The organism is Ectothiorhodospiraceae bacterium BW-2, from assembly GCA_008375315.1.
Lineage (GTDB): Bacteria > Pseudomonadota > Gammaproteobacteria > Thiohalomonadales > Thiohalomonadaceae > BW-2.
This window is the reverse complement of sequence record CP032507.1, coordinates 3,150,538-3,163,526: the sequence shown is the minus strand read 5'-3', so window position 1 is coordinate 3,163,526 and position 12,989 is coordinate 3,150,538. Positions and strand designations below refer to the sequence as shown.

The window sequence follows — 12,989 nt, the reverse complement described above, 5'->3', positions numbered from 1 at the left end:
GGTGGCTCGGTTAGGGGCGATCGCCCCGTCCCACTAACAGCTTAAAAAAGAGTGGTACAAAAAAGAGCGCTAAAAAGGTCGCGGCCAGCATCCCCCCCATCACCCCGGTACCGACCGACTGTCGTGCTCCAGCGCCAGCACCGGTTGAGATAGCCAACGGCAACACCCCGAGGATAAAGGCCAGCGAGGTCATAATCACCGGCCGAAAGCGCAATCGAGCCGCCTCTTTCGCCGCCGCGATGCTCTGCCACCCCTGCTGATATTTTAACAGCGCATACTCCACAATCAAAATCGCATTTTTAGCCGCCAACCCCAGCAGCGTGACCAGGCCAATTTGAAAATAGACATCGTTACTATAGTCTCGTAACCAGACCGCAGCTAGCGCCCCAAAGGTGCCAAACGGCAGCGCTAGCAGCACCGACAGCGGTAGCGACCAGCGTTCGTAAAGCGCTGCTAAAATCAGAAACACCATCACCACCGCCATCCCTAACGCTAGTAGTGAGCTGTTTTCGCTGCGGCTCTCCTGATAGGAGGCACCACTCCAGTCGATAGTAAATCCGGGGGGGAGCGCACTAGCGGCCACCTCACCCACCGCCGCCAGTGCTTGACCGGAGCTGATGCCACTAGCCGCCTCACCAAACAGCTTGACTGCCGGTAGGTTATTAAACCGCTCTAGCGTATCGGGGCCGGCGCTATAACGGATAGTCGCAAAGGCCGACAGCGGCACCATCGTTCCCTCGCGGCTACGCAGATGGATATGGCCAATATCGGCCGGTCTATCGCGATAGTCACTATCGGCAGCAATCATCACCTGCCAGGCGCGGCCAAAGCGGTTAAAGTCGTTGACATAGTAGCTACCAAGAGAGGCCGCGAGGGCGTTAAAGGCGCTATTTATGTCGATCCCGAGCGCTTTCGCCCGCTCACGATTGACCTCAACAAAGAGCTGCGGTGTGGCCGGACGCCAAAGCGAGTTGACCCGCCCAAGACGCGGATCTTGCTGTGCCGCGCCCTGAAATGCCCGCATCGCTTCGGCCAGCGCGGCCGGATCGCTCTCGCCCCGATTTTGGATATAGAGCTCAAACCCGCCGGTACTGCCGAGACCAAAAATCGCCGGCGGATTAAAGGCCAGCACCAGTGCTTCATTAATGTGGGCGCTCTTCATGAACAGATCGCCCACCAGCGACTGCGTCGAAACATCGCGCTCATCCCAGTGCTTTTGGGTCACAAACAGCGTTGCGGCGCTGTTTTTATAGCCCCCCCCCAGAAAGTCGAATCCGGCAAAGGAGACCACATCTTGGTTATTAGGGTTGGACTGAACAGCGGCAATCACCTCTTTCACTACCTCATCGGTACGGGCGAGCGACGCGCCGTCGGGCAGATAGACAGCGGCGATATAGAACCCCTGATCCTCCTCCGGCACCAGTGAGCTAGGGGTCGTGATCCACAGATGGGCGGTGAGTCCCACCATCGCTCCAAACAGCAGCAGCGCCACTATAACCCGCTTGAGCATAAAGCTCACCCCAGCGAGATAGCCACGGGTAGCTAACGCAAAGAGGCGGTTAAAGAGCCGAAACAGCAGATGGTTCTCTTTATGCTCATGGCGCAGAATATAGACACAAAGAGAGGGGGTGAGCGTCAGTGCGACGACACCGGAGAGAGAGACCGAAATGGCAATTGTCACGGCGAACTGACGATAGAGCTCCCCGGCTAACCCGCCCAAAAAGGCGATGGGCACAAAGACCGCCACCAGCACCAGCACGATGGCGATAATCGGCCCGCTCACCTCCTCCATCGCCTGAACCGCCGCCTCATGGGGCGCTTTGCCCTCTTCGTGCATAATGCGCTCAATATTCTCCAGCACCACAATCGCATCATCGACCACTATGCCAATAGAGAGCACCATACCGAACAGCGTTAAGGTGTTAATTGAGTAGCCTAGCGCCACCAAACCGGCAAAGGTGCCTAGCAGCGATACCGGTACCGCTAGCGTTGGAATAATGGTCGCCCGCCAGTTCTGCAAAAAGAGATAGACCACCAAAAAGACCAGTAACATCGCTTCGGCCAAAGTTTTCACCACCTCCCGAATCGAGACCTCGACAAAACGGGTAGTATCGTAAGCGATAGCGTAACGAAGTTCGGGGGGAAAGCTCGCGGCTAACTGCTTAAGGGTCTGTTTAACCTCATCGGCAACGGCTAGGGCGTTGGCCCCCGGTTGCAAAAAGATACCGACGAGCGCAGCTGAGTTGCCGTTATACTGGCCGTTAAAGTTATAGTCCTTTGAACCAAGCTCAATGCGAGCCACCTGCTTTAGCCGTAGGCTGCTGCCATCGGGATTGGTGCGTAGAATGATCTCTTCAAATTCGGCCACGCTGCTTATCCGTCCTGCCGTGGTCAGACTGTAAACTAGCTGCTGATCGTCTCGAATCGGATTCTCACCGATACGACCGGCGGCAAATTGGGCGTTTTGCTCATTGATTGCGGCGGCAATATCCTCTACCGTTATGCCGTAGCGGGTCATGCGATCGGGCTGAATCCAGACCCGCATCGCATAATCTTTCGCACCAAATATCTGCACATTAGTGGTGCCCGGGATCCGCTTGAGCGCATCAAGAAGGGTCAATTTGACATAGTTAGAGACATAGATGTCATCATAGCGCCCATTATCGGAGTAGAAGGCGACCACCTGCAAAAAGGAGGAGCTCCCCTTCTCCACGACCACCCCTTGGCGGCGCACCTCCGGCGGCAGTCGCGCCTCAACCTGCTTAACCCGATTATTGACACTTTGCGCTGCCTTATCGATATCGGTACCTATATCAAAGGTCACCGAAATCGTCACCGTCCCATTAGAGGTAGAGGTCGAGGCGATATAGATCATCCCCTCAACGCCGTTAATCGCACTCTCTAGCGGCGCGGCGACACTCTGTTCGACCACGTCGGCTGAGGCACCAGGATAGATCGCCGTCACCTGCACCACCGGCGGGGCGATCTCGGGATATTGCGCAATCGGCAATACTTTAAGCGCCGCTAACCCTGCTAGCATAATAAAAATCGAGAGCACAAAGGCAAAGGTGGGGCGATCGATAAAAAAACGGGCGATCATAACTTCGCCCCACCCTCATGAAGTTCAGCGGTAGCCGCCAGAGGTGCCCCCGGATAGAAGATTCGCGCCACGCCATCCACCACGACTCGATCCCCCGGTGCTAAGCCTGAGGTGACTATCCAGTAGTTCTCCCCCCCCTGGTCGGCATCGACCCACTCTCCTAGGGTAATCGGTCGCTGTTCGGCGATAAGGCCACCCCCCTCACCTGAGACGGCCAGATAGAGATATTTCCCCCCCGGGCCATCGAGTACCGCTCGTTGTGGCACCGCCAGCGCGGCGCCACGATATCCCCCCTGCAACACAACCCGCACAAACTGCCCCGGAAAGAGCTGATAGGTGGAGTTAGGCAGTGTCGCCCGCATCGCGAAGTTACCGCTTTTCGCGTCGATCTTATAGTCCTGAAAATCGAGCTTACCGCTAGTAGCGAGGCTCTCCTCCCCCTTTACCCGCACCGAGAAGCCCTCAGTGTGTAGCTGTAGCTCGCCGCTCTGTAGCTGCTGCTGTAGCGTTACCCAGCTATTTTCTGGAATACCAAAATTGATATGGATCGGATCGATTTGAGCTATCGTCACTAGCAGTGTCGCTCCACCCGCTTGGACTAGCGTCCCTCTATCCTGCTGCAGACGGCCAATGGTGCCACTGACCGGCGCTTTGATGCGGGTATAGTCGAGATTGATTCGCGCCGTTTGCAAATTAGCCTCCGCCTGTTTAATCGCCGCTTCGGCTACCGCTAGCTGCGCGGTAGCCATTTCGACCGCCGAGGTGGCATCATCTTGCTGATTTTGACTCAACACCTGCTGTGAGGTGAGCGGAGCGACCCGATTCAGATCGCGCCTAGCCTTATTTAGCTGCGCTTGAGCCGATAATTTTTGGGCTTTTGCGCTCTCTAGGGCAGCTAGCGTCTGCTCAAGGGCGGCCTGAAACGGCGCATCATCGAGGGTAAATAGCAGCTCTCCGGCCTCCACCCTCCCCCCTTCGCTAAAGTGAATCTGCTCAACCACCGCCGCGACCCGACTGCGAACCTCCACCTCAAGCGACGCATCGACTTGGCCGACAAACTCATACTCAACATCGATATCGTCGGCCTTAACCTGTAGCAGCGTGACGGCCACCGGTGGCGGCGCGGCCCCATCAACCGCCTCAGGTTGCGCCCCCTGTTGACACCCCCAGAGGAGAGCAATAACCCCGATAAGCGTAATTCTGACTGAAGATGACACCACCGTTGTGACCCCTAAAAAAATATATGTTGGTAAAACCGTTTGCATTGCAGCTCGAAAGTGCTATTGTATCGCCATTGAGCCCGAATCACTAATGTTTAGGCCACCTTCATTGATTTAAGAGGATAGATGAGACCCACCCTCTCCAGTTTCGATTCTGTCACCGCTTCGGTAGCGAATCACCCCTATTGGCCATGTCCGGCTAATCACCCGCAACAAATTTGTGACTCTGGATTTTTGCGTGTGCGCGTTAGTTTTATCAGGTCACGATCTTTTATTTAGGAAAATGCATACATGAATATTTACATAGGCAATCTGGCGTACAGTATCTCTGATGAAGAGCTTCAGGATATGTTTACCGAATTTGGTGAGGTCGCCAGTGCGACGGTTATCATGGATAGACAAACCGGCCGCTCCAAAGGATTTGGTTTTATTGAGATGCCCAATAACTCTGAAGCCGATGGTGCTATTAAAGCCCTAAATGGCAAGCAGATTAGTGGTCGCGCTATCAAAGTTAACCAAGCACTGCCTAAAGGCTCTAAGCCGCAGCAGCAGCGCCGCCGTTTCTAAAACTCCACCGAAACTGTTTTAAGCAGCTAAAATTAAAGAGGGCAGGCACAGGGGCCTGCCCTCTACGATGATAACGATCAATTGCCGACGGAACGGTCTAACGACATACGCATGTCAGTAGAGCGATCTTGCGGCAACGCCAACTCAAATCGCCCACTCCCCCCCTCTTGACTGAAGGTGAGCTCCCCTTGGTGTAGCTGCGCCATCTTACAGGCGATATAGGCCCCGCCACGACGCCCGATACCGAGACTCATCGCACCTGCCGATCTCTCAAATAGCGCCTGCTGCTCTCTATCCGATAGCTGGGCAGGGAACGAGACATTCAACACGATCTTGCTCTCTTCGCTCTTAGCGATCTCCACCTTCACTTGGTTCGAGCTACCACTTAACACTAGGCCATTCCACAGCAGATTCTCTATCATCGAGTAACAGAGCAGCGACTCCCCCCACCCCATAATGCGCTCATCGGGAGCCTGAAACTCGACTTTAGCCTGCTCTCCCCCCTGTTCACGCTGTAAAGTGCGCCTTACCTGAAAGACCGCCTTAAAGGTAATTTCGGTTAAACTGATCTGCTCTGGTTGAAACTGATACTCTCCCCGCTCAATCAGCAGCAGATCCTGCGATTGGTTAATTAGCCCTAGCATCTCGTAGGCGGCGTTGTGAATGAGACCGATACTCTCTTTCGGCTCAAAACCGACTGCCGGATTACTCTGCAGCGACTCAGCTAGCTGTAGCACACTAGCGAGGGGACGCTTTAGATTCGTATTTTTTATCTGCTCTAACTCTTCATTGAGCTGGACATTCTCAACCAAGGTGTCAATCGTATTGTGCAGCTCTCGCCTAGAGAGCCCTAACGCCACATGAGTCTTGACTCGCGCCAGCAATTCAGGGGCAGCTCCATAACCGACTAACTTCATAAACTTACATTGGCAAAAAAATTATTTTTTCCAGCAAAAATAGCCCATATATCTCCAATTTTGAGAGGTAACCGCATGTCAACTGCACGAAAATCAGCTTCGAACCAATCCGTCCGGTCTAAAAAAAGAATCGGAATAAACGTAAATTACAGCGCAAAGATGTCGTCTATCAACTCCACCTGACCATCACACACTTCTTTCCTGCTCTCTTTGAGCAGATGAGAGAGCTGGATGAGTGCCGGACATCTACTAATTATGATTTGGCGGCTCTTATTACGGCCTGCATTGCCATGTTTCTCTTTAAAGCCGGTTCTCGTAATGAAATGAATAATCTGCGCGAAGAGAAACGCTTTCGCAAAAACTACCAGCGGTTGTTCAAAATGCCGCTACCTCATATGGATACCGTCGATAATGTCATGCGACAACTCACGGAGGATCAACTGCAAAAACTGACTCAATCCATGGTTAGGGCGCTGTTGAAAAAGAAGATATTCCACAATCAACGGCTGTTTGGTGAATGGTTTGTCATTGCGGTGGATGCGAGCGGGATTCATAGTTTTACAGAGTGTCCCCATGAACAGGCGCTGCACAAAGACTACAGCAGCGGTAAAAGTAGCTGGCATAACATGGTTTTAGAGGCCAAACTGATTACCGCTAACGGCTTCGCCATCTCCATTGCCACAGAGTGGCTGGAAAACCCCGAAGAGGGCAACTATGACAAACAGGATTGTGAGCGTAAGGCATTCAAACGCCTAGCAAAAAAGTTGAAATCGGCGTTTCCGCGTCTACCCATCTGTCTGGTTGCCGATGGACTCTATCCTTATCAGGGATTCTTCGAAATTTGCTCAGAGTATGGTTGGGGCTGGATAGTCACCTTCAAGGATGGCAATCTGCCATCTGTTTGGGAAGAGGTTAAATCCTTGTGCCAGTTAACATCCGGCAATCAACGAAAAATCATTCTACGGCAACAGGATAATGTCATTGAGCAAAACTATACATGGATTAACGATATTGACTATCATGGCGTGAAACTACACTGGCTGGAATGCATAGAGACAACCACCGACAAAGAGGGGCAGATAATTGAAAATCGGTTCGTTCACATTAGCTCCTATCCCATCAACTGGAATACGGCACCGGAATTGAGCCGTACCGGACGCTTACGCTGGAAAATAGAGAACGAAGGCTTTAATACCCAAAAAAATCATGGATATGCATTAGAGCACAAATTTTCACGGGTGAGTTATCTGGCGACCAAGAATTACTACCAGTGCTTGCAAATAGCTCACATCATCAATCAGTTACTGGTATTTAGCAAGACATTTCAAAGTGTTATGCAGGGGAAGATGACCTTAAAGCGCATCTGGGGAAAGATGATTGCCGTTATGACTGAACGAAAACTGTCGGTAACGAAATTAGCCCAACTCACCGGGCGCCCCTGCCAGATTCGACTCATCAATTAAAAGACGATGGAGATCCCCGCTCCGAAATTCGGGATAACCCTCATTACACACTGGAGACAAGCTCACTCAACACCGCTGTACAATTTGAAATAGTTGACTTTTCAACAAGGAAATGTTGAGAAGAGGGGGGGTATTGTCGCCAAGAAAGCAAGGCTATGTAGTGATGCTGGTTTGGCGGTGACTCTGAATTGCTGACTCGCGCTTGCAAAATAGCCGGATTCACCGGTTTAGTGATATAATCCACCGCTCCGGCATGCAGGCCGGCGGTCACATCCTCCACCTCATTTTTGGCGGTTAAGAAGATGATCGGGATTTCGCTATACCGCTCACCCGCTTTCAGCCGCCGACAGACCTCCATGCCATCCATGTTTGGCATCATAATATCGAGCAAAATGAGATCAATATCGGGATGATTCGCCACCACCTGTAGCGCCTTCTCCCCCGACAGCGCCGCCTTGACCTGATAGTGATCACGCAACATACCGGAAAATATCTGTAAATTTTCCGCCACATCATCAACCACTAAAATAGTCGATTTTTGTTGGAGACGCTGGCTCTTCTCCCTCTCCTTAGCGCTATCTGATTCTGTTTTATCGATCATGTGGCGATTAGGATGGGTGATTAGAGACGATACCTTACTAAAACGCAGCAGATCTAACCCCGTCTCACCCGAATCACCTAGATACCAGTCGCTAAGAATAAAGTCGTAGGAGAGTCGTTTTAATTTCGATACCGCCTCACTAAAATTGGTATAAAAATCAATCGAAGTGGCTCCTAATTGGTGTAGCACATTACGAATGGTCAGCCGCAGCTCTTTCTTAGCTCCGACTACCATAAATGAGCGCAACAGCCCCCCTTCAATATCACCGCTCTTAGCTGAGAGTTCGTCTATCATCCTATCGACTCCAAACTGTCACTATAACTATGTTTTATCTCTAAAATTTGTGGCAAAACATCGTCAAAGTACCCCACTATCTCAGGGTCAAACTGTGTGCCACCATGGTCACGAATATAGCTTATCGCCCGCTCCTCCGACCAAGCCCCTTTATAGGGCCGTAACGAGGTTAGGGCATCAAAAACATCGGCAACCGCCACGATGCGCCCCGATAGCGGGATATCCTCTCCGCTTAAACCGGCAGGATAGCCGTGACCATCCCACCACTCATGGTGGGTTAAGGCGACCTCACGCGAGAGCGCTAACAGCTCCGAGCCTTCACAATCACCAATAATCTCGGCACCAATTTCGGGATGACGCTGCATTATCGCCCTCTCCTCCTCATTAAAGGCGCTATTTTTGGTCAAAATGGTATCGGGGATACCAATTTTACCGATATCGTGCATCGGTGCGGCATTAAAAAGTAGCGTCACCCAGTGGCTGTTCGCGCCACTAGCCTCGGCGATGAGTCGGGCATAGTGGCTCATACGGATAACATGCATACCCGTCTCGTTATCTTTAAACTCGGCGGCTCGCCCAAGGCGACGAATAATCTGTAATCGACTCTGATGTAGCTGGCGGGTGCGCTGTTGTACCTGTCGCTCTAGCTCTCGTTGCTGGTTATGCAGCACCAGATGGTTCTGCACCCGCGCCTCTAACACTGGAGCGCTAATCGGCTTGGTAATATAGTCCACTGCCCCTAGTTCAAAACCGCGCCGCTCATCATTCGCTTCGTTTAGAGCGGTGACAAAGATCACTGGAATCATTGAGGTTAGCGGATTCTGTTTTAGACGACGACAGACCTCATAGCCATCCATCTTTGGCATCATAATATCGAGCAAAATGAGATCTGGCATGGGCGATGCGGCAGCAATCGCTAACGCCCGCTCACCACAGGTTGCCGCTTTAACTCGGTAGTCACGCCGCAACATACCGCTAATTAGATTAATATTATCCGGTGTATCATCCACCACTAAAATCATTGGCTTATCCATTGAGGTCACTCTCCCTAAGCTGCTCAGTCAAGATAGTTGTCAATTCGAGCGCCTGCTCAAAATCAAATTGCGATATCGCCCGTTGCAGCCGTCTGTAACCGACGCTCACCGCTCCCCTCCCCTCCCCTAGTTGCGGGGCTAGTGTGGCAATGGTATCGCAAGCGGCCGTATCGGCCTCCAATAATAGCTGCCGCAACTGGGCTAGCTGTTCAAACATAGAGGGGAGATCAAACGCAACCGTTGGCGAGAGCTCTCTTGCACCCTTGAGTAGCTGGGTAATGTCGGTTAATACCGCCGCAAGTGGTTGTTGCAGCGCCGCAATATGGCGCTGCACCTCCCCCTCCTCCTCGTTATCACGGCAGCTTACCTCGGCGGCTCTGGCTAGTTCGGCTAGCTTAATTGCACCTATTTGGCTTGCCATCCCCTTTAGGGTATGGAGCCGACGCAAACGCTCCTCGCTCCCCTTATCACCTTGCAAACTGGCTATTATCTCTTGCCCAAAGTCGGCATACATCTCATAAAACCGCTTTAACACCGCCTGATAGAGTCGCTGATCGCCTTGAATATAGCGTAGCCCAGTGGCGGTATCGATCTGTTTGAGCTGTGGCGTCTTCGGCTCTGCCCCGCCTAAATCTGAGGGGGTTAACTGTGCGAGCGCACTCGCTGACGACGGCTCAGCTGGAGTGATCCACGCGGCTAAAATGTGGTAGAGCTGAGCAGGATCATACGGTTTAGAGAGCTGGGCATTCATTCCCGCCGCAAGCGCACGCTGAATATCTTGCTCCATCGCGTTAGCTGTCACCGCGATCACCGGTAGCTGTTCGAACTGCGGCTGTTGACGAATCGCGGCCGCCGCCTCATAGCCATCCATCACCGGCATCATACAGTCCATTAATACGCCATCAAATGACTGTTGCTGTAGCTGTTGTAGCGCCTCTTGGCCATTATTGACCAAAGTAACCCGCACCCCGATCTGATGCATAAAGCTGGTCAATATCTCTTGATTCATTGGGTTATCCTCTGCCACTAGCAGGTGGGCACCGGCTAGTTTGGCCCTGCTTTGATCGAGAGTATCACCCTCACTCGCACTCTCGTCCCATGGGGTCTGCGACTGTAGATGGCTGACAGCATAGAGCAGCTTTTGCGGGTGAATCGGTTTAGCTAGCTGTAGTACGACCGATTGCAACGCCTCTTCTGAGAGCAGACACTCGCCGCGACTTAAAAGGAGAATCGGTGGTAAATCGCTCGATAGTCGCCAAGGCGGCTGTTGACAACGGTTATCGGCCTCACAGGCGACGATTAAGCGCTGCCACGCGCTAGCCGAGTGCGTTTGTAGCAGCTGCGCAAGCGTAGCACAGCTCTCCACTGCGGTAACCGTATGGCCGGCCTGCTGTAGCCGTTCGGTAAAGTAGGTGCGGGCTCGTCGATTCGGCTCTAGTAGCAGCAGCGATAGCGGTTCATAGCTAAAACCCATCTCGTGCCTATCGTGGTTAGCGGGTTTGAAACGGGCAGTAAAGTGGAATGCAGAGCCGACCCCTGACTCCGATTCGAGCCAAATATCTCCCCCCATCAGCTCCACAATGCGTTGACTAATAGCCAGCCCCAATCCCGTGCCGCCAAAGCGTCGGGTGGTCGAGCCATCGGCCTGACTAAACGACTGAAACAGCCGCCGCTGCTGCGACTCACTAATGCCGATCCCGCTATCTTTGACACTAAAATGAACCACCACCTCACTATCGTTCTGCTCCAGCATCTTCAGCCCCACCACCACCTCACCCTCAGTGGTGAATTTAATGGCATTATTGATTAAATTGAGCAGCACCTGCCCTAAGCGGAGTGAATCTCCGCGTAGATAGAGGGGGTGGGGATCGAGCTCAAACAGGAGTTCTAGATCTTTTTGATCGGCCTGATGGCTCATCATATCGGCTAGGTTCTCGAACAGCGCCAGCAGATTAAACTCGCTCTCCTCTAGCGTCAGTCGTCCCGCTTCAATTTTAGAGAAGTCGAGAATATCGTTTAATAGCGCCAACATCTGCTCTGCGGAGGTGTGTAGCTTCTCTAGCTGCTCCCGCTGCACCGAATCGAGCACGGTACGCTGTAACAGGTAGCTCATCCCTAAAATCGCATTCATCGGTGTGCGGATTTCGTGGCTCATATTGGCCAAAAACTCCGATTTAGCCCGCGTCGCCGCCTCGGCTAGATCTCGGGCCTGCATAAGCTCCGCTTCACCCTCCCTAATAGGCGTAATATCGACTAGCCAGCCGAGTACCGCCAACTGCGACTGATAGGGGATGGTATAACCGTTGAGAATCAGCTCCCGAATCTGCCCTTGACTATTATAGAGCTGCACCGACATATCGCGGGCTCTATCCTCTTCAGTCATGGCGATATTGAAGGCGGCTAGCTGGTGGGGATCGACAAACAGCTTATCAAGCGTCTGCTCTAATTTTAGCGGAAAGTGGGTCATCAACTGACGATTCATAAACTTCACCCGCTGACCGATGGTAATGACAATGCCGACAGGGCTGGTATCGAGAATGGTTCGCAGCAGACTGCGCTCATGTTTAAGCTCCTGCTCCATCATCTGATTGTGGGTAATGTCGCGAATGCTACCGACCATACGCACGCACTCACCGTGTCGCTCCACCACTTGCCCCCGATCCTCGACCCAAATCGTTGCCCCATCCCCCCGCAGCAGTCGGTGTCGGCTATAGTACTCCCTTCCCGACTCGATCGCCGCCGCCACGGCGTCCCAGACCCTCTCTCGATCCGCTTCGTGAATATGGGCCACAAAAAAGCCCAACTCATGTTCAAGGTAGCGATCATCTATCCCCAGCAGCTCACACCAGCGCTGATTATGGCTCACATACTTTGTACAGCTATTCCAGTCCCACACCCCCTCACCGGTCGCCTGTAGTGCATAGAGTAGCTGCTGCTCTCTCTCCCTTAGCGCCTGCTCTGCTTCGCGGCGCAGCAGGTTATCCCGCGGTAGCTGCTCCGACATCTGATTGAGCGCTGTGGCGGTTTGGCACAGCTCAAAGTCATCTGATAGCGGAAAAGCGACCCCCTCCTCCCCTGCGGCAATTCGCTGTGCCGTTTCGACAAAGGCTTTAAGCTGAGTGACGATGCGATGGCTAATGGTCAGTAACAGTGCGCTCATAACCAACAACCCTATCAGGGCAATGCCATAGACTAGTAGGTGCGTTTGAGCCAAAAAGGTTGTCGTTGCCGAGCTATCGAGCCCCACCTCAACTCTGCCAAGACGACTATTATCCACACTCACCGCCACTTCGGCTTTGAGGATATTGTCGCTAATCAAGGGAGACTCTTGGTTAGCTAGCAGCTCATTGCGAGCATCAAAAATAGCGATGTAGGCCAGCGGCAGCCGCGCTACCATCTCAGCGCTTACCCACTCAAGTCGCGCCTGATCACGACTTAACACCGCATCGGTCACCGATATCGCCAACTGCTCAGCGCTCATCTGCACCTCTCGTTCAAGGTGGTAGCGGTTACTCGAATCGAGCGCCCCGAGCAGGATATAGAGCAGCAGTAGCAACAGCGCGATCTGGCACAATGTTATGGTTAAAATCGCCTTTTGGCGAAATGTCAGTGCAGCCATGGTGGTGGATATCCCGTTTTGTACCAATTTAAAGTTCAAATTATAGCGCTTTTATCATTATTGTTCAATTTTACCCGGCAGGAGAGGGGGGGAGATGGTGAACAAGGCCGATATCTTAAAGTTGCAAAATAGCGTTATTCTGATAATATTTAATAGTCGGGTGAACCTAGTTCC

Annotated in this window: 8 protein-coding genes; 2 read left to right on the top strand and 6 right to left on the bottom strand. The window is 52.5% G+C overall.

The features are described 5' to 3' along the window. Positions 1-10: 10 nt before the first annotated feature. Positions 11-3,100, bottom strand: coding sequence for a multidrug efflux RND transporter permease subunit (locus D5085_14980; GenBank protein QEP44313.1), 3,090 nt, complete (start codon positions 3,098-3,100; stop codon positions 11-13). Beyond that, the gene (locus D5085_14975; GenBank protein QEP44312.1) at positions 3,097-4,365 is read right to left on the bottom strand and encodes an efflux RND transporter periplasmic adaptor subunit; all 1,269 of its coding nucleotides are present in this window, start codon (positions 4,363-4,365) and stop codon (positions 3,097-3,099) included. The genes D5085_14980 and D5085_14975 overlap by 4 nt, the downstream gene beginning before the upstream one ends. 246 nt (positions 4,366-4,611) lie before the next feature. Between D5085_14975 and D5085_14970 the strand changes: the two genes are divergently transcribed. After that, positions 4,612-4,887 (top strand): RNA-binding protein, encoded by a 276-nt coding sequence (locus D5085_14970; GenBank protein ID QEP44311.1) that lies wholly within the window; start codon positions 4,612-4,614, stop codon positions 4,885-4,887. Positions 4,888-4,964: 77 nt separating this feature from the next. On the opposite strand, the gene D5085_14965 is transcribed toward D5085_14970, so the two are convergent. Further along, the gene (locus D5085_14965) at positions 4,965-5,771 is read right to left on the bottom strand and encodes a sensor histidine kinase (protein QEP44310.1); all 807 of its coding nucleotides are present in this window, start codon (positions 5,769-5,771) and stop codon (positions 4,965-4,967) included. A gap of 251 nt (positions 5,772-6,022) precedes the next feature. Between D5085_14965 and D5085_14960 the strand changes: the two genes are divergently transcribed. Next, a complete protein-coding gene (locus D5085_14960) occupies positions 6,023-7,267 on the top strand; it encodes a hypothetical protein (GenBank protein ID QEP44309.1) in 1,245 nt (414 codons plus the stop codon). 43 nt (positions 7,268-7,310) lie between these two features. Here the strand turns inward: D5085_14960 and D5085_14955 are convergent, their stop codons facing one another. From D5085_14955 to D5085_14945, 3 genes are all read right to left on the bottom strand, one after another. After that, positions 7,311-7,868 (bottom strand): response regulator, encoded by a 558-nt coding sequence (locus D5085_14955; protein ID QEP45181.1) that lies wholly within the window; start codon positions 7,866-7,868, stop codon positions 7,311-7,313. A 290-nt stretch (positions 7,869-8,158) separates the two neighbouring features. Further along, positions 8,159-9,196 carry a response regulator gene (locus tag D5085_14950; GenBank protein ID QEP44308.1) on the bottom strand — a complete coding sequence of 346 codons (1,038 nt, stop codon included), beginning with the start codon at positions 9,194-9,196 and terminating at the stop codon, positions 8,159-8,161. Then, positions 9,189-12,854, bottom strand: coding sequence for a response regulator (locus D5085_14945; GenBank protein ID QEP44307.1), 3,666 nt, complete (start codon positions 12,852-12,854; stop codon positions 9,189-9,191). Before D5085_14945 ends, D5085_14950 begins: the two co-directional genes overlap by 8 nt. Between the last annotated feature and the right edge of the window lie 135 nt (positions 12,855-12,989).

Bases quoted from the DNA above. Each gene is read 5' to 3' on its own strand.
- D5085_14980 (QEP44313.1), bottom strand. From the start codon at position 3,100: ATGATCGCCCGTTTTTTTATCGATCGCCCCACCTTTGCCTTTGTGCTC.
- D5085_14975 (QEP44312.1), bottom strand. From the start codon at position 4,365: ATGCAAACGGTTTTACCAACATATATTTTTTTAGGGGTCACAACGGTG.
- D5085_14970 (QEP44311.1), top strand. From the start codon at position 4,612: ATGAATATTTACATAGGCAATCTGGCGTACAGTATCTCTGATGAAGAG.
- D5085_14960 (QEP44309.1), top strand. From the start codon at position 6,023: ATGAGAGAGCTGGATGAGTGCCGGACATCTACTAATTATGATTTGGCG.
- D5085_14955 (QEP45181.1), bottom strand. From the start codon at position 7,868: ATGATCGATAAAACAGAATCAGATAGCGCTAAGGAGAGGGAGAAGAGC.
- D5085_14950 (QEP44308.1), bottom strand. From the start codon at position 9,196: ATGGATAAGCCAATGATTTTAGTGGTGGATGATACACCGGATAATATT.